This window comes from Streptomyces sp. DSM 15324, assembly GCF_001514285.1.
Lineage (GTDB): Bacteria > Actinomycetota > Actinomycetes > Streptomycetales > Streptomycetaceae > Streptomyces.
In genome coordinates this window covers 80,897-104,093 of sequence record NZ_KQ949038.1, presented here as the reverse complement: position 1 = coordinate 104,093, position 23,197 = coordinate 80,897, and the positions used below count along the sequence as shown (strand labels likewise).

Sequence of the window (23,197 nt, the reverse complement as noted above, 5' to 3'; positions counted from 1 at the left end):
GGGCGGCAGGGGGCGTCTGTGTCGACCGTGTCGAAGCCGAGCGGGTCGATCAGGTCCTGGGCGAGTCGCTGGGCGCGATGTTGCTTGTCAGCGGAAGAAGTCGAGCAGTGCCGTGGCCATGGCGTCGGGGGCTTCCTCGGTGACGAAGTGGCCGGAGCCGGGAATGACCAGTCCGGTGACGTCGGTGGCGACTTCCCGCATGACGTGCTCGACGGAGGCGCCGACCGAGAGCTCCGCGCCGATGGCCAGGACCGGTATCTCCAGGGGGCCCTCCTTCTGCCAGGCGGTCAGCAGGGGCGCGTTGTCCGCGCGGTAGAACTCGAAGCTCGCGCGGAGGGCGGCCGGGTCGCGGACAGCGTCGACGTACACGTCCACGACGTGGGGCGGGATGGCGTCGGGTGTGGCGGCCTTGGAGGCGAACTGGTGGCCGAAGTAGATCTCCTCGCGGCCGGTCACCATACGTTCGTTGATGTCCGACAGGCGGTTGAAGGCGAAGTGCCACAGGACTTCGTTGGTGGTCGCGTCCGCGATCAGCGGTGGGGAGGGGGAGATGCCGGGCAGGATCGCCTCGGCGACCGCGAGGCGGGTTACACGCTCCCGGTATTTGGCGGCGAGTGCGTAGCCGGTCATCATGCCCAGGTCGTATCCGGCGACGGAGTAGCGGTCGTGGCCCAGGGTGGCCATCAGTTCCGCCAGTTCGTCGGCGATGGTGCCGGAGTCGTAGCCGGTGGCGGGCTTGTCGCTGGCGCCGACGCCGCGGTGGTCGGCCGCGATCACGGTGAAGTGCTCGGCGAGCGCGGGCATCACCAGTCGCCAGCCGTACCAGAACTCGGGCCAGGCGGGGAGCAGGAGCAGCGGCGGTCCGTCTCCGCCGACGACGGCGTGCACGGCGATGCCGTCGATGTCGACGATGCGGCTGGTGAAGGTGTCGGTGAAGCCCGGGGGCAGGTGCGGAAGGGTGTCGACGGTGTTCGGGACGGCGTCGGTGCCGAGGTGACTGCTGGCCATGGGTGCTCTGCTCTTTCTGGTGATGTGGTCCTCGCTGTGCGGGACCGGTTGGTGGTGGGTGTTTGCGCCGCGTCGGGATCGGCGGCGGCCGGGCGGAAGGTGACGGGCGGCTGCCTCGCGCCCGGCCGCCGTGCCCGCGTCGGCATCTGTTGACCGGGGCCGGGTGCTGCCGAGGTTGGCGGCGTCAGGGGTGCGACCGCGTGGTCGGCCGTCAGCCGGAGGTCGGTTCGAACCCGTGCGTCTTTTCCAGGTTCCTGTCCGGGATGGTGATGAGCTCGACGCTGAGATCGTCGGCGCCGAGGAGGTAGCGGACGCGGGCCGAGCCGTGTGACAACTCGGAGTGCGGCTGGTGGCCGCCGTCGCTGATCTGTCCGGTCACGGTCTCGTAGTCCGTGACGCTGCGGGATTCGAAGGCGACGTTCAAGAGTCCCTGGTCGGAGAGCTGGTAGTGCGTCGGGAGCCGTCGCGGAGTGCGGTCCGTGTACTGCACGACCTCGATCAGCAGGCCGTCCAGCTTGCCGTCGGCGGAAAGGACGACGGACCAGGCAGGGGCGGCGGAGTCGTTCCACAGCGCCTCGTCGGCCGCGTCGTGCAGGGTAGTGCCGGTGTCGCGCGATCCGAGGCCGCCGGAGAAGAAGTCCTTCGCCTTGGCGAGGTCGCTGACGACGCCACGGACGAACCCCGGGCGGGCCGGCTCCGGCCCAGGGATTCCGTGAACGGGCCGTCGGCGGAGTCCATGTCCGTGTTGGTGGGGCCGGCCTGGACTTCGATGAACTGCGGCGGCGAGGGCGCCTGGCCGAGCCGCCGTCGGAGACGAGCAGGCAGTCGTCTCACTTGCCGACGAGGCGCATGTGCTGGTCGTTGTAGCGGTCGCCGTGCACGCCGATGCGGGCCGCCACGGCGTCGAGGTCGGCCACGTCGTCGGCGGACAGGGCGACCTGGGTCGAGCCGGCGTTCCCCTCCAGGCGTTCGATGCGGCGGGTGCCGGGGATCGGGACGATCCAGGGCTGCTGGGCGAGCAGCCAGGCCAGGGCGATCTGCCCGGGGGTGGCGTTCCTGGCGCGGGCAATCGTGGCGACGTGGTCGACCAGGGCCTGGTTGGCGGTGAGGTTGTCCTGGTCGAACCGCGGGATGGTGGAGCGGATGTCGCCGTCGGTGAACGCGGTCGTGGTGTCGACGGTGCCGGTGAGGAAGCCCTTGCCGAGCGGGCTGAACGGCACGAACCCGATACCGAGTTCGGCGAGCGTGGGCAGCACCTCGGACTCGGGGTCACGGGTCCACAGGGAGTACTCGCTCTGCAGGGCGGTCACGGGGTGGACGGCGTGGGCCCTGCGGATCGTCGCCGCGGAGGCTTCGGACAGGCCGAAGTGGCGTACCTTGCCTGCCTGTACGAGCTCGGCGACCGCGCCCGCGACGTCCTCGACGGGGACGTCGGGGTCGACCCGGTGCTGGTAGAAGAGGTCGATGGTGTCCGTGCGCAGCCGGCGCAGCGAGGCGTCGGCGACCTTCTTGATCTGTTCGGGCCGACTGTCGAGCCCGACCGATGTGCCGTCCTCGATGCGCCAGCCGAACTTGGTGGCGAGGACGACCTGGTCGCGCACCGGGGCGAGCGCCTCGCCGACGAGTTCCTCGTTGACGTAGGGGCCGTAGACCTCGGCCGTGTCGAAGAAGGTGATGCCCCGGTCGACAGCGGCGCGGAGTACGCCGATCATGTCGGCGCGGTCTCCGGGGTTGGGGCCGTAGCTCTGGGACATGCCCATGCAGCCCAGACCGAGCGCCGAGACCTCAAGGCCCTGGCCGAGTGTGCGGGTGTGCATCGTGGTGCTCCTTGTGTGATGAGGGGGAAGGAAAGCCTGGTCCTGGCGCTCCCACGGTCAGCCGGTCGATGTCGAGCTCGCCGACAGCGACGCGATCGGCGGCATGGTCCGGGCCGCGTCCTCACCGACGCCGCCGCCATGATCGCCGATGTCGGGCGCGTGCTCTCAGAGCTGGCCGTGCCGCGTGGCCAGGGTGAGCTGTTCGGCCCTGTTGCCCCCGGCCCGGCCCTGTGGCGCACCCCGCCCGACATCGACGACGGGCTGCGGCGGGACCCCCCGGCCGCCGCCCGAGCCCGCCGGCCGGGGCCGTGGACCGGTGCCGGTCAGGTCGATGGGCAACGTAAGCCACGCGCCGCAACCGGGGGTGAGCTGGCGCGCGGTGAAGCTGTCGAGGAACGAGTCGAGCAGGTCGACGTGCTCGCGGTCGGCCACGTCCTTGGCGTAGGAGGACAGGACGCGCGCCAGGATGCGTGCGGCCTCGGCGAGCCTGGGGTGGCCCAACCCGTACCGGGCCGCGTCCAGCCACAGGTCGCTCGTGTCCGGCAGCCGCTCGTGGAGCTCCTCGCGAACGCCCGACTGGCCGATGGTCGCGACCGCCAGCGCGGCGGCGGCGCGCTCGGCGCGCGGCAGCGCGTCCAGGACCCGCAGCTCCATCCAGCCTCGGGGGCGGATGGGCGGGAAGAGCGTGGTGAGGTGGTACCGGAAGTCGTCGATGGTCGGCCAGCCCAGCTCGTGCCCCTTGTGCATCCACTCGCGGAAGGTCATCGGCTCTCTCACGCCCACGCCGCTCTGGCTTCCCGGCCCCTGGGTGGGGATGAAGAACACGAGCGCGTCGAGCGCGTAGCGCAGCCAGCTGCCGCCGGGGTCGTCGGTCACCGGGACCGGGCGGGTGCGTGTGGGGTCGATGTTCCACCAGATGCCCTGACGCGCCGACGCCCACGTGGTGCCGGAAGCGTCGACGGCGCGGGAGTTCGCGAACATCGCGATGAGCACCGGTGCGGTCAGGTTGAGGACGTGCCACCGGCCGAGGGGGTCCGTGGGGTCGTTGCTGATGTTGACCTGCACGGAGGAGGTGTTGGTCATCATCCAGCGGCCGGCCTCGCCCTGGCGGTCGAAGTGGGCGTTCATGGCCCGGTACCGGGGTTGGTCGAGGATACGGACGGGGGCGCGCAGATCGACGGCACTGTTCTCCGCCCGCAGGCCGATTCGCGACAGGCCCTGGTGGAGCACGGCGGCGTCGGTGTCCACGGCGCGGATCGCTTCCGAGACCGACCGTTGGGGGGCCGAGGACAGCTCGATCTGGCCGCCCGGCTCCACGGTGACGCGGCCTGCCTCGGGCAGTGGGCTGTCGGCCAGGGTCAGCAGCCGGCCCAGGTCCGGGCGGGACATCGGGTCCGCCACGGGGTGGACCGCCCACTCGGTCTCCAGGCCGAGGAGGTCGTCCGTCGTCGAGGCGAACATGGAGTCCGTGACCTCGCGCAACCGCTCGTACGTGATCGAGGGGTGTGCTGCAGGCATGACTAACGTCCTCCGGATGGTCTGGTGATCTTCTCTGGTTTCTTCTCTGGCAGGCGGCCGGCTGACGATCGCGGCTGTCGCCCCGACGAAACGGTGGCCGGACCGCACGGGCCTTGGCATCCCTGAGTTCGGCGGCAGCGGGCTGGTCCTGTGGGCGGGCGGCGTGGCGCCGTCTCGCCTACGCTGCCTTCTCGATGAGGTCCCAGAGCTTGATCTGCGGCTTCTCGCCGTACAGCTCCTCCATCTGGGAGAACCCCACGGAGGAGGTGACGTTGATCTCGGTGACGTGGTCGTCGATGACGTCGATGCCGCAGATGTAGATCCCTCGCTCACGCAGCTTCGGCCCCAGCAGCGTGGCCAGCTCCTCCTCCCGTGGGGTGAGCGTGGTCGGGTGGATCGAACCGCCCTGTGCGATGTTGGCGATGTAGCTGCCCGGTTTGGGGAGGCGGACGAAGGCGCCGGCCACGTCGCCGCCGATGAAGAAGATGCGCTTGTCGCCCTCGGTGACGCGGGGCAGGAACGCCTGTACCACGAGCGGGGGACCGCCCTCTCCCAGCCGGGCGCCGACGAGCTGTTCGTCGAACGTCGTCGAGGTCAGCCTGCCGATCCCGCGTCCGCCGTACTCGTAGAGCGGCTTGATGACCACCTCGTGGTGCCGCTCGGTGAAGTCGCGTACCTCGGCGACGTCGTGAGTGATCAGGGTGGGCGGGGTGAACTCGGGGAACTCGAAGGGGAGGATCTTCTCGGGGAAGCGGATGATGCTCTCCGGGTCGTTGATCACCAGGACCTTGTCCTTGATCCTTTCCAGCAGGTACAGGGTGGTCAGGTAGGACATGTCGACCGGCGGGTTGGGCCGGAAGTGGATCACGTCCATGTCCTCAAGGTCGATGCGTACCTCGTCCTGTCCGTGCGCCGCGTCGGCGCCGGTGTAGACGCGGGCGTGGGCGACAAGGTGCCCTTCGACCTGGCTGACGTCGGCGGGGTAGACCTCGTAGACCGTGTGATGGCGCACGAGCGCCTCGACAGCGATCTTGGTCGTGTCCTTGGAGTCGTAGGTGCCGAGCTTCTCGGAGATGACGGCTACGTTCAGCGGCATGTGGCATTCCTGTTCACGGAGGCGCGCCTCCGACGAGCCCGTCTCGGAGCAAGGCCCGCCGACGGGGGTTCGCCCGGGAACGCTGACGTGACCCGGGCCGTCCGGCGGACCGGCGTGCACGTCACCGTGCACGCGGGCCCACCGGAGGGATGAGTGCGTGGTGCCCCTTAGGCGGGCTCGAAGGCCAGCTTCAGCTCGGGGTACCAGGTCTCCTGGATGTTCTGGACGTAGCGGCTGAGGTTCGGGATCGTGCGCACGAAGTCGGTGATCTCCGGGTGCATGCCGCGCGCCTGGTAGAACGCCTGAATGAAGCCGAACAGCGTCGCGTCGTAGGAGCTCGGGGTGTCGCCGAGGAGGAAGCGGTTCTCGCCCAGGATGACCGAGATGGCCTCGAAGTCCTTCTTGGCCTTGTCGAAGATCTCGGCCGGCGTGTACCGCGCGATGCCCTGGTCGTAGCAGCGCTTGCGGAAGTCCTCGCGGCGTACCCGGATGGCTTCCTGGATCTCGGCCGGAAGCACCGAGGTGTCGCCGATCGTCTGGCTGACGATGAAGTCGAAGCCCTGCTGGTCGAAGAACTCGAAGTAGATGATGATCCAGTAGAGGTGGTCCTCCAGCGTGCGCTTGACGGCGTGGCCGACGGCCTTCTGCTGCTCGGTGAGGTGTGTGTCGGGGTCGGAGACCGTGCGCTTGAGCCAGTCGATGATGAGCTGGGAGTCGGAGATCCTGGTGTCCCCGACGGTGATGTATGGCACCTTCCCGCGCGGCCCGACATCGGGGATGGGCTCGCCGACGACCTTGTGCTTGACGCCGAAGAGGCGGAAGTACGCCTCCAGCTTCGCGGCGTAGGGCGACAGGCTCGACACGTAGGCCGCCATCTCGCTCTCGCCGAGGGTCACGGCGTGCAGCTCGAACTCGGTGTCCTTGTCGATCTGCAGCTTGTCGTAGGGGTTCGTGTACAGCGGGTACTGAGTGAGGCCGGTGTCCATGGCTGTCGTGCTCCATCGGGTGTGGTGGATGCGCGCCCTCGCCCGGGAACGGGTGGAGGGATCGCTTGGGAACGGGGCCGGGGGGCGCTCGGGATTTCCTTGACCCCCTGCGGCGACTTCTGTACCGTATCGCATAGAAATTAAGCGGGTCAAGGAGTTGAATGCGAAGTGGTACAAAAATCTGACGGGAGTGCCCGCCGCCCCCGAGGCCGCCCCCGGGCGTTCGACGAGGCGCAGGTCGTGGAACGGGTCCGTGACGTGTTCTGGAACAACGGCTACTCGGGCACGTCCCTCGACGAGCTGGTCGCGGCCTCCGGGGTGCAGCGCCCCAGCCTCTACGCCGCGTTCGGCAACAAGCGGTCGCTCTACCTGCGCGCGCTTGAGGAGAACCGGGCAGGGTCGGTCGGAGGGGTCGAGCAGTATCTGGGCGGAGACGGGCCGCTGCGCACGGCCCTCTTCGACTTCCTCGTCGCGGCCGGGGAGAGCACGCTGGCCGGCGACGAGGGCGCCCGTGGCTGCTTCATCGTCTGCACCGCCGTGACCGAGTCGCTCCGTGACGCCGATATCCGTGGGATCGCGGCGCGCTACGTCGAGGACGTGGACCGTGTCTTCCGGGAGCGCTTCGAGCGGTCCGTCGACGAACTGAACGTCGGCGTCGATCCCGCGTCGGCCGCGGCGGTGGCCTCGGCGATGCTGCAGACCCTGGCGGTCCGCGCGCGCACCGGCAGCTCGCGCGAGGAACTCGTCGGCATAGCCCAGGCCGCCGTCACGGTGATCTGCGGCCCGGACGAAGCTCTCCGGGAAGGAGAGGCAGGTTCGTGAGGGCCGCGGTGATCGACGCCGGGGGTGGTCCCGAGGCCCTGCGCCTCGCGGAGTTTCCCGATCCCCGGCCCGGCGAGAGTGACGTCCTCGTCCGGGTCGAGGCGATCAGCATCGAGGGCGGCGATCTCGCGAGTCGGCAGAACGGCGGGGCCCTCCGTCCCCACGTCCTCGGGTACGCCGCCGCGGGAACCGTCGTCGAGGTCGGCCGCGCGGTGGAGGGGTTCGACGTCGGCCAGCGGGTGACGACCTTCGCCTTCGAGGGATCGCACGCGGAGCTGCGCGTCGCTCCGGCGGCGACGACCTTCGCGGTCCCCGACGGGCTCGACCTGGGCGTGGCGGCGGCGATCTCGTGCGGTCCGGGCACCGCCGCCCTGGCGCTCGGGCTGGGCCGCCTGCGTGACACCGACACGGTCCTCGTCACCGGCGCGGCGGGCGGTGTCGGCAACGCCGCTGTGCAGATCGCCGCCGCGGCAGGGGCCCGCGTCATCGGTACGTCGCGACGTCGCCACGGTCTCGGCCCGTTGACGGACCTCGGCCTCTCGCACTACGTCGTGACCGGTGACACCCCGGCGAGCATCCAGGTGCGTGCCCTGACCGGGGGTCGCGGCGCCGACCTCCTCATCGACACCGTCGGCGGCGACGCTCTCACGGACGGACTCGCAGCGCTGGCGGACGGCGGGCGTCCGGTGATGGTCGGAGTGATCGGCGGCTTCAACACCCCCATCGACGCAGGGATGTTGCTGGCGCACCGGCTGACAGTGACCGGATGCTTCCTCGGCCCGGTCATGGGCGAACCCGGCACGCGGGCACTGATCGACAACCTCCTGAGCGGCAGCGCCGAAGGGCGCTTCGTCGTCCCGATTGACGCCACGTTCGCGCTGTCCGACATTGCCGCCGCGCATCACCATGCCGAGAAGGCGGGAAAGCTCGGCCGCGTGATCGTGCGAACTTAGGTCCGCGGAGGTGCGCCGGCCCGCGTACGAAAATTCCCCGTTCGTTGTACGTTGCCGCACGTCAGGAGGCCGGTGCTGGCTGGAGGGGGCACTTGGTAGCAGGATCAGCGTTTCGTCACGCCGGGCGATGAGCTGGTGGGTCAGCGGCTGCTGACGCCTCCGGGGCGCCGATCACGAAAACGCGTGCCATGCGGAAGTCTCCTTCGACAGTGGGCGGCTCACTGAGCCATCCACCGGGCCATCCCGCCGCAACCGCCCGGCGACCCGGAGCCCGTGATCTGCCTTTCGATGATGCGGGGCGAGAACACCGGAAAGATGATCGTCAAGCTCTGAGCCCGGCTCGGGGAGACGGCCAAGGGGCCCACCGTGGACACGGTGGGCCCCTGCCTCGATTGCGTACCGCCGGTCGGCGCGCCTTCCACGCCGCCGATTCAGCCACCCTCCATCCACGCAACCATCCACTCCGCCGGGGACACGCGACGGCTGCGGCCTTGCCCCCTTCACGGCCGAGCGCCGGCGGGACGAGCGTGTTTACGCGCTTCAGCGAACACGAACGGACAGGTCGCTCCAGAGACGGCCCCGGCGACACGCACAGTCCGTCTCTCCGCAGACACCCGAACCGGTCGGCGATTCCGGGACAGTCTGCGAGCCGAAAACCAAGCACACCCGGACACCGACTCCCGCGACAGCGCTCTCCGCCTCCTCGGCACCACACCCACAGCACCTTTCCCCGCAGAGCGCTTGCGATCACGGAGTCGGCCCACATACGATTACGATCGTAATTCAATAGCCGGGGCGTCGCGCCGGCACCTCGACGGACGCGTCCCGCGGCACTCACCCACAGGGCCCGAACTCCGGACCCCCGGGGTCGGCCGCCGGTCATCACCACGTCGGCCGACCGCCTCGCCCTTCGGCGCCGCCCCCACCTGCGGCACGACCGGTTCCCCCACCCTCAGCATGCGCGCACGCCTCTGTCCTGATCAGGAGCTTCCATGGACCTCTCCACCAGCACCGCCCTCGTCACCGGAGCCAACCGCGGCTTCGGCCGGGCTCTCGCCGCCGAACTGCTCAGCCGCGGCGCGACCGTCTACGCCGGAGCCCGCAATCCCGACCACGTCGACCTGCCCGGCGCCAAGCCGATCGCGCTCGACATCACCGACCCCGCCTCGGTGGCCGCCGCCGCCGAGGCCATCGGCGATTTGAACCTCCTGATCAACAACGCGGGGTCGAGCACCGGTGCCGACCTGCCCGCGGCGGACTTGGACGACATCCGCCTGGAGATGGACACCCACTACTTCGGCACACTCTCCGTGGTCCGCGGCTTCGCCCCCAAGATCGCGGCGGGCGGCGGAGGGGCGATCCTGAACATCCTGTCCGGTCTGTCCTGGGTCAGCTTCCCGGAGCTCGGCGCCTACAGCGCCGCCAAGTCCGCGGAGTGGTCACTGACCAACGCCCTGCGCCTCCAGCTCGCCGACCAGGGCATCCGCGTGTCCGCGCTGCACGTCGGCTACATGGACACCGACATGGTCCGGTCGGTCGACGCGGAGAAGTCCGACCCCGCCGACATCGCCCGGATCGCCGTCGACGGCATCGCCGCCGGCGCCTACGAGATCCTCGCCGACAGCGCGGCCCGCCAGGCACAGGCCGCGCTGGCCGGAGGCGTCTCCGTGCTCTACCCCCAGCTCCCCTGAGAACCGCCCGCTCAGGAATCCGCACCGCGCCCGTGGAGACCGGTGTCTGAGAGTGCACGGCGCGCCGTCGCACCCCACCCACTTCCACCCCGCACCCCTTGCCCCATCGCCACGCACATCTGCCAAGGAACGTCATGACACAGCACCGCAACGAAGCGGCTCGCGGCGGCAGCGCCGTCTGGGCCGTGGTCATCACCAGCATCGCCGGATTCATCACCGCGCTCGACAACCTGGTCGTCACCACAGCCCTCCCCTCCATCCGTAAGGACCTCGGCGGCGGCCTCGAAGACCTCGAGTGGACGGTCAGCGCCTACACCCTCACTTTCGCGGTGCTGCTCATGTTCGGCGCCTCCCTCGGCGACCGCTTCGGCCGCCGGCGGCTGTTCGCCGTCGGACTCGCGATCTTCACCGCCTCTTCGGCCGCGGCCGCCCTCGCCCCGGGCATGGGTGAACTGATCGCCGCCCGCGCCGCACAGGGCGTGGGGGCCGCGATCGTGACGCCGCTGACGCTCACCCTGCTGTCGGCCGCCGTCCCCGCCGAGCGACGTGGCACGGCCTTCGGCATCTGGGGCGCGGCCAGCGGCATAGCCGTCGCCACCGGACCGCTCATCGGAGGCACGCTGACCGAACACCTCTCCTGGCAGTGGATCTTCTGGGTGAACGTCCCGATCGGCCTGGCACTGATTCCCCTCGCCCGGCTCCGGCTGGACGAGAGCCGCGGCCCGAACCCCAGCCTCGACCTGGTCGGAACCCTCCTGGCCAGCGGCGGCCTGTTCGGCATCGTCTACGCCCTGGTCCGCGCCAACACCGACGGCTGGACCAGCACCCTGGTGCTGGGCGGCTTCATCGCGGGTGCGGCTCTGCTCGTCGGCTTCGTCCTGTACGAGCTGCGCGCCGAGCACCCGATGCTGCCGATGCGCCTCTTCCGCCACCGCTCCTTCAGCGCCATCAACGCCGCCAGTCTGCTGATGTTCCTGGGCATGTTCGGGGCGATCTTCCTGCTCAGCCAGTACCTGCAGACCGTCGGCGGCTACTCGCCGATGGAGGCCGGTGTGCGGATGCTGCCTTGGACCGCCATGCCCATGATCGCCGGGCCGCTGGCCGGGGCGCTGTCCGACCGTATCGGCGGCGCTCCCGTCGTCACGGTGGGTATGGCCCTGAACGCGGTGGGTCTCGGGCTCTGGGCCCTGGCGGTCGAACCGCAGGTGTCGTACACCGCTCTGCTGCCGGCGCTGATCGTCTGCGGAATCGGCATGGGCATGTTCTTCGCGCCCAGCGCGAACCTCGTCATGAGCACGGTCCGCCCCGAGGAGCAGGGCATCGCCTCCGGTGCCAACAACGCGATCCGCGAGGTCGGCGGCGCTGTCGGGGTCGCGTCGCTGGCGGCGGTCTTCTCCGCCCAGGGCGGCTACGGGTCAGCCTCACTGTTCGTGGACGGGCTGGTCCCGGCTCTTTGGGTGGGGTCCGCCGCGGTGGCCCTGGCTGCGGTCCTGGCGTTGCTGATGGCCCGGCAGCGCAAGGCCGGCGGCCCGACCGGCGACCTTGCGAACACAGTCCCGGCCGCCATGTGATCCCGCGCCGCGCCACCTCACCGACGAACAACGAGAGGGAGAAAGCAATGAGAGGCACGATCGCCGTCATCGACAAGGGCAACGTTCGGGTGCACAGCTACATGGCTCCCGACAATGCCCTGAACGTCACCACTCAGCTGATCGAGACCCCGAACCGGCTCATCGCGGTGGACGCACAGGTCAGGGTTGCGGACGCCGACGAGGTGGTCGCATACGCCAAAGGGCTCGGCAAGCCGCTGGACCGGCTCATCGTCACCCATGCGCACCCGGACCACTACCACGGCGCGGGCCACTTCGAAGCGCCCATTCACGCGCTGGAGGTCGTACGCGACCAGATGGCGGCGCGGGGAGACCTTCAGGACCCCGACGGCGTCCCCGTCCCGGCAGCGGAGACAGCCCCCACTCACCTGATCACCCCCGGCACCGAGGTCATCGACGGCGTGCCCTTCGTCTTCGAAGCCGTCTCCGGGGGCGAGACCAGCGACCAGTTGCTGATCCGGCTGCCCGAGCACGGCGTGCTGGTGGCACAGGACATCGTCTACCACCACACCCATGCGTTCGTCGGAAACAACGACATCGCCCGGTGGCAGGACATCCTCCAGGCGCTCAGCGACCCGGCTTACGACACGGTCCTGCCCGGACACGGGCTGCCCGCGGGACCGGCCGTCTTCGCCGAGATGGCCGAGTACCTGAAGGCCGCGCAAGAACTCCTGGGCGACGACGGCCAGGCCTACAAGCAGGCCATCATCGAGCGCTTCCCCTCCTACGGAAGTCCTTTCGTGATCGACATCGGCAACTACTACCTGTTCGGCACCCCTCTCCAGACCGGTGCGGACCGCGTCCTCCCCGACGGCGACTCGGCCGGCGGTACGCGGTGACGAGCCGATCCGGGGACATCCTTGTGGGGTCGGCTCCAGCTCCGTCATTGCCGCCTGCCGTGGTGACGCCCCGGCCCGGCCCCGCCAGAGTCCACTGTCACCGGTTGGTCGCAGGGGTCAGGAAGTCGCGCAGATGCGCCAGCATCAGCTCTGGACGCTCCTCCGGGATGAAGTGGCCGCATTCCGGGATCTCGGCGCCGGTGACGTCATCGGCGTACTCGCGCCAGATCTCCAGCGTCGGCAGGCGGGAGGGCAGTCCCGCGGAACCCCACAGCGCCAGTACCGGCATGCCGAGGCGGCGGCCTTCGGCGGCGTCCAGATCGTCAAGCGCGACGTCCTGCTCCATGGCCCGGTAGTCGTCGAAACTCGCCCGCAAAGCACCCGGGCGGGAGAACGCGCGGACGTAGGTGTCGACCGCTTCGGGGGTCAGTCCGTGACGGTTGTAGGTCCATCGCTCGAAGAAGTACTCGAGATACCCGCGGATGTCGGGTCCCACGAGGCGTTCGGGCAGATCGGGCTGCATCTGGAACAGCCAGTGCCAGTACCCGGAGGCCAGGGAGGCGTCCAGACGGCGGAACATCTCCCGGGTGGGCACGATGTCGAGCACGGCCAGCCGCTCCACCTGCTCCGGGCGGTCCAGCGCCCACCGGTGCCCCACCCGGGCGCCGCGGTCATGACCCACGACCGCGGCCTTCTCGAAGCCGAGCGCCTCGACGAGACCGGCGATGTCGGCGGCCATCCGCCGCTTGTCGTAGCCGGTCGCGGGCTTGTCGCTCAGTCCGTAGCCGCGCAGGTCGGGTGCCACGACGGTGTGGTCGGCGGCGAGATCCGCCAGCACCGGCCGCCAGCACTCGGAGGTCTGCGGCCAGCCGTGGAGCAGAACGAGCAGAGGGCCCGATCCTGCTCGGACATAGTGCAGGCGGACCCCGTCCACCTGTGTCACGCCGGTTGTCACTGTCGGCTGTCCCACTGCTGCACTCCCTCGACTAACCGTCTTAGACGGTTAAGCTAACGTGCAGAATGGAGGCGTGGCAACGGACGACATGTGGGTCTGGGACGGCGGGCGGGTCTGCCTGGACTTCGCCAACACCCTCCGCCACCGGTGGCGCAACCCGTCGCAGGAGACTCTCCGGGATCCTGGCGACCTGACCCTGTGGCTTGAGCGGGCCGGCCTGCTCCGGCCCGGCCCCCCGGACCATGCCGACGCCGCCGTCCTGGCGTCGGGCCGGAAACTGCGCGAGACGGTCGACCGGGCCGTACTCGCTCTCGCTGACGGTCGGCTGCCCTCGCCCGGCGACGTCACCGCGCTCAACAGGGCGGCAGCCAGGGCTCCCCGGCCCGCCCTGCAGATAGCCGTCACGGACGGGCGCCTGGAGGCCGCCGGAACCACGAGCATCGCCGCCGACGCCTCAGCCGCGCTGACGCTGATCGCCCAGGACGCTGTCGATCTGCTCCTGTCCGCCGATATCCGGCGCGTACGTATCTGCGGCGCGGACAGGTGCGCCCTGCGCTTCCTGGACCGCTCCCCCGCCCGCAACCGCCGCTGGTGCTCCATGTCCCGCTGCGGCAACCGCACGAAGGTCCGCCTCCACCAGGCCCGGACCAGACGCGGCGAGCACCCGCCGGCAGACTGAGCCCGCCACGAGTCCCCGGCGCCACCGCGCTCGGTTCACTCGGCGGGCTTCAGGCGAAATGCCGGGCCGGGGATGCTCTCGATGTCCTCCGCCTGCACGGCGTGGCCCCGTTCGCAGCGGATCTGGGCGTCGACGTGCGCGCCGCATCCGCGGTGGCGCGCCAGCATGGCCGGGCCCTCGGGGTCGGCGCGGTAGCGGTCACCCCACTGCAGGAGCCCCATCACGGCCGGGACCAGGTCCATGCCCTTGGGCGTGATCACGTACTTCGGCCGGCTCCGCGAGCCCGGCTCCTTGTAGGCCTCGGTGGCCAGGATCCCTTCCTCCACCAGCATCTTGAGCCGCGCCGCGAGGAGGTTGCGAGGACAGCCCAGGACGCGTTCGAACTCACTGAAACGGGACGAGCCGTACCAGACCTCGCGCAGGATCAGGATCGTCCACTTCTCCCCCACGACCTCAAGGGTCCGGGCGATCGAGCAGTTCGACATGTCCCGGTCCAGGCGGGGGTCCCTGCCGGCGTCCTGAAGAGTTTCGGTCCTCGCATCCATGCAGTGATACTAACCTCTTCTGAGTTTACTTTTCTATACTCAGCCAGTAGCGTCATGACCAGCAGCTCCCCCGGCCGCACGCGAGAAACGGGCACACAGGGGGACCTGCCCGAAGAATCACATCGAGCACCAAAACACCCACACGGAAAGGGGGCCGGCATGAAGGCCTTCGTCGTCGAGAAGTACGGCAAGGACGGCGCGCGCGCCGCTGAGGTACCCGAGCCCGCCGTCGGGGACCGCGACGTCCTGGTCAGAGTGAGCGCCGCCAGCATCAACCCGCTGGACAAGATGGTCCGCAACGGGGAGTTCAAGCAGCTCCTGAAGTACAAGACCCCGTTCGTGCTCGGCCACGACGTGGCCGGCGTCGTGACGCGGGTCGGCTCCGCCGTGCACGGCATCGAGGTCGGCGACGAGGTCTACGCCCGTCCGCGCGACCTGCGGGTGGGCGGCTTCGCGGAGTTCATCGCGATCGACGCGGACGATGTCGCGCCCAAGCCGGCCTCCCTCACCCTGCAGGAGGCGGCCGCGGTGCCGCTGGTGGCCCTGGCCGCCTGGCAGATCCTCGTCGAGCGCGCCCAGGTGAAGCCGGGCCAGAAGGTGCTCATCCACGCCGGCGCCGGCGGCCTGGGATCGACGGTCATCCAGCTCGCCAAGCACCTGGGCGCCACCGTGGCGACGACCACGGACACCGCGACCGAGGACCTGGTCAGGAGCCTCGGCGCCGACATCGTCGTCGACTACACCAAGGAGGACTTCTCGAAGCAGCTGTCCGGCTACGACCTGGTGCTGGACTCCGTGGGCGGAGCGAACCTGGAGAAGTCGCTGACCGTGCTGAGGCCCGGAGGCCTGGCCATCAGTGTCGTCGGCCCGCCGGACGCCGCCTTCGCCAAGCAGCTCGGCGCCCCCTCCTTCATGGGCCTGGTCATGAACACACTCAGCCGTAAGATCCGCAAGCAGGCCAAGGCACTGGGCGTGCGCTACCAGTTCTTCTTCATGCAGGCCAGCGGCTCGCAGCTGCGCAAGCTCAGCGCCCTCTACGACAGCGGGAAGCTCCGCCCGGTCATCGACAGCACCTTCCCGTTCGAGCAGACACTTGAGGCGATGGCGCACGTCGAGCAGGGCCGCACCAAGGCCGGCAAGGTTGTGGTCTCGATGGGGCACGACAACGCCTGAACCGGTACAGGTCGCATATCAGGGGCGACGACGCCGTCGGCGATCCGATGGTGACTACGGTCGCGAAGAGCCGGCACTGTCGGTGTTCCGGCGCCCTCGTGCTGTCTGGCGGGATCGATCACCGCGGACGAACTGCCACGCCTGCGCGAGCCCGCCCAGGCGGAGAGACAGGGATGCCCCGCGCCGGGGCGGGACGCGGCGACGGCTCGCGGCTCACGACGCTCGCGTGTGACAGCCTGTTCGGCGGAGGCTGCAGCTGTCATCTCCTTGGCACGCGCCTCTCCTGCCCGACCGGCTGCTTGCGTGCGGCGGTGGTCTGCTCACCGGCGGACATGCTCAGGCCTGCGGTGTCCGTCCGCCGAGCGAGGTGCCTTGCCAGCGGGGAGTGCGGTCCTTGTCGACCAGGGCCGCGCGGACGCCCTCCAGGAAGTCCGGCGTACGGATGGTCGTACGCGTGAGGGCGAGTTCGGCGGCCAGGCACTCGCGCAGCGTGCGCTGTCTGCCCTGGGCCAGCAGGGTGTGGGTGATCTCCAGGCTCTGCGGCGAGGCGGACTCCAGGGCGGCCGACGCGGCTTGCGCCCAGGGGGTGCCGATGTGGCGCAGGCGTTTGTCGATCTCGCCGAGGCTCGGCGCGCCGAAGGCCCGGTCCACGTCCGCACGTACCTGCGCCAGCGCGCTCTCCGCCACCGGCGAGTGGCCGGCCAGGCGGTTCAGGACGACGTCCACCGGGTCGCCGGGGTGGTCGGCCAGGGTGTTCCCGACCGCGTCGAGTCCGTCGGCGGGGACGAAGTGCGTGGCCAGGCCCGTGTACAGGGCGTCGGCCGCGTCGAGCCGGTGCCCGGTCAGTCCCAGGTACATGCCGATCGCGCCGGGCAGCCGCGGCAGGAAGTAGCTGGCGCCGATGTCCGGGAAGAACCCGATCCCGGTCTCCGGCATCGCCAGCACCGCACGCTCGGTGACGACGCGGAAGCCGCCGTGGACGGACAGGCCGAGGCCGCCGCCCATGCACAGGCCGTCGATGAGCGACACGACGGGCACGCGGTATTCGGCGATCCGGGCGTTGAGCCGGTACTCGGAGGCGAAGAACCGCTCACTGGCCTCGGTGTCCCCGGTGAGGCTGTGCTCGCGGATGGTGCGGATGTCCCCGCCAGCGCAGAACGCCTTCGTGCTGGTGCTGGCGAGCACCACCGCGGACAGCGGTATGTCCTCCCACGCCGCGAGCACCCGGTCGATGGCGGCGACCATGCCTGTCGTCAGGGCGTTGAGCGCTTTGGGCCGGTTGAGCAGGATCCGGCCGACGCCGCGATGCACGTCGGCGAGAATCTCGTCCGCAGCGGTATCAGTCATGAGCCGTCATTTCGTGCGCCGTGCCTTTCTCGCCATCAGGGTTCCTCCCCCGCAGGATGTCAGGCGTAGATCTGCTCGTAGAGATCCTGGATCTCCTCCACGGTGGGTACGACCGGGTTGTTGGCCGGGGATCCGGACGCGAGCGCCTGCTCGGCCATGAGGAGCGACAGGCGCGACCACTCATCACTGTCGATGCCGTGCGCCTGAGGGGTGGGCACCTCAAGATCCACGCACAGGGCGCGCAGCGCCTCCACGAACTTACCGGCGGCCACGGCGTCGCTGTCGCCGTCAGTGGCGGCTTCGAGGGCGCGGGCGCAGTCGGCGTAGCGGCTCTCGGCGGCGGGCACGGAGAACGCTGTCACCGCGGGGAAGAGCATCGCGTTCGACAGGCCGTGGGCGACATGGAAGTGAGCGCCGATCGGACGGCTCATGCCGTGCACCAGCGCGACGCTGGAGTTGGAGAAGGCGATGCCGGCCTGGGTCGCGGCGAGCATCATCGCCTCACGTGCCTCGGTGTCCGCCCCGTCGGAGTAGACGCGCCGCAGGTGGCGGCCGATGCTCCGGATCGCGGTCAGGGCAAGGCCGTCGCTGAAGGGATTGGCCCTGCGGCTCACATACGCCTCGACGGCATGGGTGAGCGCGTCCACGCCGGTGTCGGCGGTCAGCCGGGCCGGCATCGACAGGGTCAGCTCGAAGTCGACGACGGCGGCGACCGGCAGGAACGCCAGTCCCGAGCAGAGCATCTTCTCGTTGGTGGCGCTGTCGGTGACGATGGTGAACTGGGTGGCCTCCGAGCCACTGCCCGCGGTCGTCGGGACCGCGATCACCGGAAGCGCCGGGCCGAGGTTGGTGTGCGGGGCCTTGTAGTCCCGCATCCGGCCACCCCGGACGCCCAGCAGGGCAAGCGCCTTCGCGGTGTCGACCGGGCTGCCGCCGCCGAACCCGATCACCGAGTCCGCGCCGTGCTCCCGCAGTACGGTCAGGCCCGCGCCGAGCGAGTCGGTCGTCGGATCCGGGACGGTGCCGGCGAACAGGCACGGCTGCAGACCGGCATCCCTCAGCGTCGCCATCAGGCGCTCCGCCGCCCCCGTCCCGGAGAGAAAGGCGTCCGTCACCAGCAGGGGGCGGCGCAGGCCCAGCCCTGCGACGACGTCACCCAGCGCGCCGACGGCACCGCCGCCGACGCGCAGGATCCGCGGGAGGGAAAGGCTGGCGACCATGGCGGCCCTTTCAGCAGAACGGCGGGGCATGTCGCGCCCACTGGCCCCGACTGTGCGGCCCCACGCCGTGTGCGGACAACCACCAATAGCGCACACCCCCTGTGCACAAATGCAGATACGGTCAGGTGGTGCACTCCCGTTCCCCGGACGAGAATCCTGCCCCGCAGACGGCCGGCTCGCCTCGGCCCCTCGATCCGCGCAGACTTCGCGCGGACGATCTGCGCTACCTGCTCGCGGTGTCCCGCACCGGACGTCTGGTGACAGCCGCCGACGCTCTCGGCGTGGACCACACCACCGTCTCCCGCCGTATCGCCGCGCTGGAAAAGCGCCTCGGCCTGCGCCTGATCGAGCGCGGCACGGAAGGGTGGACACTGACGGACATCGGACGGGCCGTCTCGGAGAACGCACGCGCCATCGAGGAGGCCATCGACCGCGTCGTCGACACCGTGGCCGGCCAGGACTCGCCGTCCCTGCACGGTACGGTGCGTGTCAGCGCGCCTGACGGCTTCGGCACCGCCTTCGCCACCCCCGCCCTCGTACGGGTACGCCGCCGCCACCCACGGCTCCAGGCCGAACTCATCACCGCGACACGGCAGCTGGCCCTGCGCCCGACCGGTTTCGATCTCGCTCTCGTCATCGGCACTCCCTCCACCAGCCGCCTGGTGACCGAGCACCTCACCGACTACGCGCTGGGGCTCTACGCGTCCGAGGAATACCTCACCCGGTACGGACGGCCAAAGACGGTGGCCGAGCTGCGCGAGCACCCGCTCATCTTCTACATCGAGTCGATGCTTCAGGTCGGCGACCTCGACATCGAACGCCACCTTCCCGGGATGACCCCGGCCTTCTCCTCGACGAATGTCTTCGCCCAACTCGAGGCCACCCGGCAGGGGGCGGGCATCGGCGTTCTTCCGGCCTTCCTGACCCAGCGGACGCGACTGCACCGAGTGCTCGCCGACGAGATCGACATCCGGCTCCCCATCACCCTGGCCGTCCGTCGCGAGGCGGTGACACACCCCGCCGTAGGCGCCCTGTGGGCGGCTCTGCGGCAGGAGGTCACCGAACGGGCCGCCGACCTGCTTCCGGAGTGAACGCCGAGGAGACGGCGGTGCGTTGAGCGCCTGCCGGTCCCCCTCGCCTGTCCGTCCGCCCGGTCTCCCGCAGCGCCTGGCGCCGCCTCTGAAGACACGGCGCGGCCTCTGGTTGCCACGGTGACATGCCGCACACAGCTCACAGATTGTTGACAGGCCATCACAGAGTCCGTGATCCTCTTGATCGCGATACGCCGCATCACGGCGGCAGCGGCTTGAGCACGCGCAGCTTTCGCGAGGTCCCTGCCGGGGCTTCGGGGCCTGCCCAGTTTCTTGCCCGCGTTCTTTCGCCAGGCACCCGGCACAGCACCCTGTGCATCGAGTGGCGACAGAAGCCGGCAGCACGTCCTGTGCCACATGCCGTGCTCCGCCAGGGCGCTCACACCCGCTGCCCTCACCATGACGTCCATTCCGCCACCGAGGGGCTCCCCCCGCCCTGATGGCGGAGCGCCGTGCGCTGTGCCGTTACCCCGCCCTCATCGCCTGGAGGTTTTGTGCACCCTCATATCCCCCCGACTCCCCCTGGCCCACCCGCACCTCACCCTGCGGCCGCCGCCGAGCAGCAGCAACTGAACAGTCTCCGTGAGAGCACGCATCGTGCGCAGCGCGCCTTCCTCACCGTCAACGCGGTCCCCTTCACCATCGGCACCGTGCTGTCATGCTTCACCGGCGTGCCCGCGGTGCGGGTGCACGGGGTGCTCACTCTCGGCATGGTGTGGGGCATCCTGCAATGCGGGCTCTTCGTCGCCACTGCATGGCTGCACGAGGCCAGAAGCACCCGGTTGTCCGACCCCATCGAGCAGTCCCTGACGTCCGGTGCGGTGCACACCGCAGCGTCGGGTGCCGCTCCCGTCAACGGGTCCTGGCGGTGAAGCGGTGACCATGGACATCCTCGGCTCGGGCGTACTCGACCCCATCGGGTCGGACGCCAGACGCCCCGTGATCATCGCCTTCCTGATCTTCATCGGAGTGTCCCTGCTGTGGCTCTTCACGCTCGCCACAGCGGAGGAGGACAACCCCGAAAGGCTCTATGTCGCCGACCGGGCCCTGTCCCCCGTCCTCAACGGCTTCGCCATGGCCGGCGAGCAGATCTCGATCGTCACCCTGCTGACGGTCTCCGGGGGCATCGCCCTGTTCGGGTACGACGGGTTCACGTACGCCCTCGACGGTCTGATCATGCTCGGTGTGCTGCTGCTCCTCGCGCAGAAGATCCGCAACAGCGGCCGCTACACCCTCGGCGACCTCTTCTCGTTGCGGGCATCAGGTTCGGGCCCCCGGATCGCCGCGACCGCGGTGACACTGGCCATCACCATCCCCCTGCTCATCATCCAACTGCGTGTCGCCGGCAGCAGCACGGCTCTCCTGATCGGCACATCGGCCGAGGGGGCCCAGGTGGTGTGCACGATACTGATGGGCTGTCTCGTCGCCTGCTTCGCCGCGGTGGCGGGTCTGCGGGGCAACAGCTTCATGCACGTCGCCAAGGTGCCGATCACCTTGTGCGCACTTGCGGTGATCACCTTGCTGGCCCTCAGGAAATTCGACTGGGATCCCCAATCCCTGCTCTCCACCGCAGTGGACAAGAGCCTGGCGCCAAACGACTATCTGAGGCCGGGCTTTTGGCCCTACACGGCAACGCTCGGGGCGCTCAACACATTCGGCAACCACCTGGTCTTCATCCTCGGTACGGCCGTCATGCCTCACCAGCTCCTGCGGATCGGTGCGTCCCGGACCGGGCGCACGGCACGGCGGTCCGTGAGTATCGCCACGGGGCTGGTCGGTGCCTTCGTCCTCCTCCTGATCACCACCGGCTTCGCGGCAGCGGCCGTGGTGGGCGCTACCGGCATCGGCGCGGTCGACGCCACCGGGCAGTCATCCCTGATCCAGCTGGCCTCGGGCGTGCTCCGCGACGGCTCGACAGGACGCGTGGCGCTGATCACCGTCGTTGCATGCGTCGTCTTCCTGACCGTGCTCACGACCGTGTCCAGCGTGACCTTCGCCGCCGCCGTCTCCTTCGCCCACGACGTGTTCGCGCGAGGCAGGCTCCACCGCACCGAGACCGGGGAGGTGCGGGCACTGCGCGTGGCCGCCGTCATCGTGTGCGCGGTGGGTCTTTCCCTGGCCGCTGCCATCCACCGGTATCCGACCGATTTCCTGGTCGCCTTCTCGATAAGCGTCGCAGCGTCGTGCGTCTTCCCCGTGTTGATCTATTCGTTCTTCTGGCGCCGGTTCAACCGCAGAGGACTGCTGTGGTCCGTCTACGGAGGACTGCTGCTCTGCATCACCCTCACGGTCTTCTCGCCCATCGTCTCGGGGACCGGGTTCGCTCTGTGGCCGGAAGCGAGTTTCAACTGGTATCCGTTCCAGACGCCAGGCCTGGTTTCCGTACCTGCGGCGTTCGTCCTCGGATGGCTCGGAAGCATCACCTCGCCCGAAGATTCCGAACCCGAGTTCCGTCACCTGCAGTACAGGATTCTGACGGGAAGGACAGCCCGGCCTCAGGCCGCCGATCCTCGGCGGTAGGTGTTCCGCGTCGCAGCCGGTACCGCGTCCCATGGCCAGGGCGTCGCTCCAGGCGGCTCCCTGTCGGTGGAGGAATACGGTTGGTCGCGTCCCGCCAGCCGAAGGGCACGGCCGCGCCACAGATCCGGAGCCTCCACGTCTCGTCCGCGACCTCAAGGGCCCCTGGTTCGGGCGGCTCGACGTGCCCGGATCGAGAGAGCGTCCACACCGATGCCCTCCCGAGGGGCTGCTCGCGTGCAGCAGGATGATTCCAGCCCACCTGAGTTTACTTTTCTATACTCAGCTAGTAGCGTCGTGGCCAGCACATCGCCCCGGACTGCCGCGGGACAACCCCGCACGGCACCGGTCTGAAAAGGAGCGCCCTCATGGCAGTCAGCAAGGAAGCACACGAGTTCGCGGAGTTCCTCGCGAGCGTGAGCGCGAAGTCGTCGACACCGGGCCTGGACCTGGCCGTCATCCGCGACATCGTCGACTCCAACCACAAGGCATCGACCGAACCGGAAGGCGTCACCTACGCCGAGGTCGACGCGGACGGCGTCCCCGCCCTGTGGGCCATCCCCGAGGGCGCCGACCCCGACCGCGCACTGCTGCACTTCCACTTCGGCGGATCCGTCACCGCCTCCATGCACTCCGACCGCAAGGCCGCCGGCCACATCGCGAAGGCCGCCGGCGCCCGCTCCCTCGTCGTGGACTTCCGCCTGGCGCCCGAGCACCCCTACCCCGCCCAGCTCGACGACGCCGAGACCGCCTACCGCTGGCTTCTCTCGCAGGGCTACCAGCCCCAGAACATCGGCAGCACCGGCCACTCCATCGGCGGCACCCTCGCGGTGATGCTGCCGCTGCGCCTGCTCGCCAAGGGCGAGGCCACTCCCGGAGCGATCGTCAGCGTCTCCCCCTGGACCGACCTCACCATCCAGAACGCGTCGGTGGACGCCAACGAGGACAAGGACAAGATGCTCAGCCGGGGCACCCTGGAGCTCTTCCGAGGCGCCTGGCTGCAGGACCCGGCCGTGGACTTCACCTCCCCCGAGATCAGCCTCGTGAACGCCGATCTGACCGGCCTGCCGCCCACGATCGTCTACTACGGCGAGTACGAGACCCTCGCCGACGACGGCGCCCAGCTCGGCCGCCGCCTCGCGGACTTCAAGGTCACCACCGAGACCCACTCGATGCCCGAAGGACAGCACTCATTCGTCCTGGGCGCCGGACGCGTACCCGAGGTGGACCAGGCCATCGGACAGATGGGCCAGTGGCTGCGCACGCACCTCGGCGCCTGAGCACACGCCGCGCCTGACAGCAGGGTCTTCCGTCCAGGCGCGCACCACCA

The 23,197-nt window shown here is 69.7% G+C and carries 21 protein-coding genes; 11 read left to right on the top strand and 10 right to left on the bottom strand.

Annotated elements, in window-relative coordinates; all coding sequences use genetic code 11:
* Positions 1-87: 87 nt before the first annotated feature.
* The 6 genes from AQJ58_RS36560 to AQJ58_RS36535 all read right to left on the bottom strand — a co-directional run bounded on the left by AQJ58_RS36560 (position 88) and on the right by AQJ58_RS36535 (position 6,425).
* Positions 88-1,008 carry an alpha/beta fold hydrolase gene (locus AQJ58_RS36560; RefSeq protein ID WP_067258355.1) on the bottom strand — a complete coding sequence of 307 codons (921 nt, stop codon included), beginning with the start codon at positions 1,006-1,008 and terminating at the stop codon, positions 88-90.
* A 211-nt stretch (positions 1,009-1,219) separates the two neighbouring features.
* A complete protein-coding gene (locus AQJ58_RS36555; RefSeq protein WP_067258353.1) occupies positions 1,220-1,498 on the bottom strand; it encodes a hypothetical protein in 279 nt (92 codons plus the stop codon).
* Positions 1,499-1,838: 340 nt separating this feature from the next.
* Positions 1,839-2,825 (bottom strand): aldo/keto reductase, encoded by a 987-nt coding sequence (locus AQJ58_RS36550; protein WP_067258350.1) that lies wholly within the window; start codon positions 2,823-2,825, stop codon positions 1,839-1,841.
* Positions 2,826-2,990: 165 nt separating this feature from the next.
* Entirely contained in the window at positions 2,991-4,343 is a 1,353-nt protein-coding gene (locus tag AQJ58_RS36545; protein WP_067258349.1) for a glutamate-cysteine ligase family protein, read from the bottom strand.
* Between the two features lie 178 nt (positions 4,344-4,521).
* Positions 4,522-5,439, bottom strand: a complete 918-nt coding sequence (locus AQJ58_RS36540) for an ATP-grasp domain-containing protein (protein WP_067258346.1) — start codon at positions 5,437-5,439, stop codon at positions 4,522-4,524.
* A 167-nt stretch (positions 5,440-5,606) separates the two neighbouring features.
* Positions 5,607-6,425: a glutathione S-transferase family protein gene (locus AQJ58_RS36535; RefSeq protein ID WP_067258343.1), complete on the bottom strand. Its 819-nt coding sequence runs from the start codon at positions 6,423-6,425 to the stop codon at positions 5,607-5,609.
* Between the two features lie 240 nt (positions 6,426-6,665).
* Here AQJ58_RS36535 and AQJ58_RS36530 point away from each other — a divergent pair, with 240 nt between their 5' ends.
* The 5 genes from AQJ58_RS36530 to AQJ58_RS36505 all read left to right on the top strand — a co-directional run bounded on the left by AQJ58_RS36530 (position 6,666) and on the right by AQJ58_RS36505 (position 12,340).
* Entirely contained in the window at positions 6,666-7,247 is a 582-nt protein-coding gene (locus AQJ58_RS36530; protein ID WP_159056381.1) for a TetR/AcrR family transcriptional regulator, read from the top strand.
* Complete coding sequence (locus AQJ58_RS36525) at positions 7,244-8,200, top strand: quinone oxidoreductase family protein (RefSeq protein ID WP_067258339.1); 957 nt, start codon at positions 7,244-7,246, stop codon at positions 8,198-8,200. Before AQJ58_RS36530 ends, AQJ58_RS36525 begins: the two co-directional genes overlap by 4 nt.
* A 992-nt stretch (positions 8,201-9,192) precedes the next feature.
* Complete coding sequence (locus AQJ58_RS36515) at positions 9,193-9,891, top strand: SDR family oxidoreductase (protein WP_067258335.1); 699 nt, start codon at positions 9,193-9,195, stop codon at positions 9,889-9,891.
* 134 nt (positions 9,892-10,025) lie between these two features.
* Complete coding sequence (locus tag AQJ58_RS36510) at positions 10,026-11,462, top strand: DHA2 family efflux MFS transporter permease subunit (protein WP_067258333.1); 1,437 nt, start codon at positions 10,026-10,028, stop codon at positions 11,460-11,462.
* 47 nt (positions 11,463-11,509) lie between these two features.
* Positions 11,510-12,340 carry an MBL fold metallo-hydrolase gene (locus AQJ58_RS36505; RefSeq protein ID WP_079079444.1) on the top strand — a complete coding sequence of 277 codons (831 nt, stop codon included), beginning with the start codon at positions 11,510-11,512 and terminating at the stop codon, positions 12,338-12,340.
* A gap of 97 nt (positions 12,341-12,437) precedes the next feature.
* On the opposite strand, the gene AQJ58_RS36500 is transcribed toward AQJ58_RS36505, so the two are convergent.
* Positions 12,438-13,283, bottom strand: coding sequence for an alpha/beta fold hydrolase (locus tag AQJ58_RS36500; protein WP_234360417.1), 846 nt, complete (start codon positions 13,281-13,283; stop codon positions 12,438-12,440).
* Between the two features lie 85 nt (positions 13,284-13,368).
* On the opposite strand from AQJ58_RS36500, the gene AQJ58_RS36495 reads away from it, so the two are divergent.
* Positions 13,369-13,974 (top strand): CGNR zinc finger domain-containing protein, encoded by a 606-nt coding sequence (locus AQJ58_RS36495; RefSeq protein ID WP_067258328.1) that lies wholly within the window; start codon positions 13,369-13,371, stop codon positions 13,972-13,974.
* Between the two features lie 35 nt (positions 13,975-14,009).
* Here AQJ58_RS36495 and AQJ58_RS36490 read toward each other — a convergent pair whose 3' ends face one another.
* Positions 14,010-14,519, bottom strand: a complete 510-nt coding sequence (locus tag AQJ58_RS36490) for a winged helix-turn-helix transcriptional regulator (protein ID WP_062032430.1) — start codon at positions 14,517-14,519, stop codon at positions 14,010-14,012.
* 159 nt (positions 14,520-14,678) lie between these two features.
* Between AQJ58_RS36490 and AQJ58_RS36485 the strand changes: the two genes are divergently transcribed.
* A complete protein-coding gene (locus AQJ58_RS36485) occupies positions 14,679-15,692 on the top strand; it encodes an NADP-dependent oxidoreductase (RefSeq protein ID WP_067258325.1) in 1,014 nt (337 codons plus the stop codon).
* 336 nt (positions 15,693-16,028) lie between these two features.
* On the opposite strand, the gene AQJ58_RS36480 is transcribed toward AQJ58_RS36485, so the two are convergent.
* Together AQJ58_RS36480 and AQJ58_RS36475 are read right to left on the bottom strand one after the other, a co-directional pair.
* Positions 16,029-17,039 (bottom strand): enoyl-CoA hydratase/isomerase family protein, encoded by a 1,011-nt coding sequence (locus AQJ58_RS36480; protein WP_067258323.1) that lies wholly within the window; start codon positions 17,037-17,039, stop codon positions 16,029-16,031.
* A gap of 59 nt (positions 17,040-17,098) precedes the next feature.
* Positions 17,099-18,259 carry an iron-containing alcohol dehydrogenase gene (locus AQJ58_RS36475; protein ID WP_067258321.1) on the bottom strand — a complete coding sequence of 387 codons (1,161 nt, stop codon included), beginning with the start codon at positions 18,257-18,259 and terminating at the stop codon, positions 17,099-17,101.
* A 128-nt stretch (positions 18,260-18,387) separates the two neighbouring features.
* Here AQJ58_RS36475 and AQJ58_RS36470 point away from each other — a divergent pair, with 128 nt between their 5' ends.
* The 4 genes from AQJ58_RS36470 to AQJ58_RS36455 all read left to right on the top strand — a co-directional run bounded on the left by AQJ58_RS36470 (position 18,388) and on the right by AQJ58_RS36455 (position 23,147).
* Positions 18,388-19,350: a LysR family transcriptional regulator gene (locus tag AQJ58_RS36470; protein WP_079079442.1), complete on the top strand. Its 963-nt coding sequence runs from the start codon at positions 18,388-18,390 to the stop codon at positions 19,348-19,350.
* Between the two features lie 650 nt (positions 19,351-20,000).
* On the top strand, positions 20,001-20,222 hold the full coding sequence (locus AQJ58_RS43610) for a hypothetical protein (RefSeq protein WP_159056380.1): 222 nt from the start codon (positions 20,001-20,003) through the stop codon (positions 20,220-20,222).
* 10 nt (positions 20,223-20,232) lie between these two features.
* Positions 20,233-21,870, top strand: a complete 1,638-nt coding sequence (locus AQJ58_RS36460; protein ID WP_067258316.1) for a sodium/solute symporter — start codon at positions 20,233-20,235, stop codon at positions 21,868-21,870.
* Between the two features lie 365 nt (positions 21,871-22,235).
* Entirely contained in the window at positions 22,236-23,147 is a 912-nt protein-coding gene (locus tag AQJ58_RS36455) for an alpha/beta hydrolase (RefSeq protein WP_067258314.1), read from the top strand.
* Positions 23,148-23,197: the final 50 nt, after the last annotated feature.

Excerpts from the sequence above, each read along its gene's own strand:
- AQJ58_RS36560 (WP_067258355.1), bottom strand. The coding sequence starts at position 1,008 with ATGGCCAGCAGTCACCTCGGCACCGACGCCGTCCCGAACACCGTCGAC.
- AQJ58_RS36550 (WP_067258350.1), bottom strand. The coding sequence starts at position 2,825 with ATGCACACCCGCACACTCGGCCAGGGCCTTGAGGTCTCGGCGCTCGGT.
- AQJ58_RS36545 (WP_067258349.1), bottom strand. The coding sequence starts at position 4,343 with ATGCCTGCAGCACACCCCTCGATCACGTACGAGCGGTTGCGCGAGGTC.
- AQJ58_RS36540 (WP_067258346.1), bottom strand. The coding sequence starts at position 5,439 with ATGCCGCTGAACGTAGCCGTCATCTCCGAGAAGCTCGGCACCTACGAC.
- AQJ58_RS36535 (WP_067258343.1), bottom strand. The coding sequence starts at position 6,425 with ATGGACACCGGCCTCACTCAGTACCCGCTGTACACGAACCCCTACGAC.
- AQJ58_RS36515 (WP_067258335.1), top strand. The coding sequence starts at position 9,193 with ATGGACCTCTCCACCAGCACCGCCCTCGTCACCGGAGCCAACCGCGGC.
- AQJ58_RS36510 (WP_067258333.1), top strand. The coding sequence starts at position 10,026 with ATGACACAGCACCGCAACGAAGCGGCTCGCGGCGGCAGCGCCGTCTGG.
- AQJ58_RS36505 (WP_079079444.1), top strand. The coding sequence starts at position 11,510 with ATGAGAGGCACGATCGCCGTCATCGACAAGGGCAACGTTCGGGTGCAC.
- AQJ58_RS36490 (WP_062032430.1), bottom strand. The coding sequence starts at position 14,519 with ATGGATGCGAGGACCGAAACTCTTCAGGACGCCGGCAGGGACCCCCGC.
- AQJ58_RS36485 (WP_067258325.1), top strand. The coding sequence starts at position 14,679 with ATGAAGGCCTTCGTCGTCGAGAAGTACGGCAAGGACGGCGCGCGCGCC.
- AQJ58_RS36480 (WP_067258323.1), bottom strand. The coding sequence starts at position 17,039 with ATGACTGATACCGCTGCGGACGAGATTCTCGCCGACGTGCATCGCGGC.
- AQJ58_RS36475 (WP_067258321.1), bottom strand. The coding sequence starts at position 18,259 with ATGGTCGCCAGCCTTTCCCTCCCGCGGATCCTGCGCGTCGGCGGCGGT.
- AQJ58_RS36460 (WP_067258316.1), top strand. The coding sequence starts at position 20,233 with ATGGACATCCTCGGCTCGGGCGTACTCGACCCCATCGGGTCGGACGCC.
- AQJ58_RS36455 (WP_067258314.1), top strand. The coding sequence starts at position 22,236 with ATGGCAGTCAGCAAGGAAGCACACGAGTTCGCGGAGTTCCTCGCGAGC.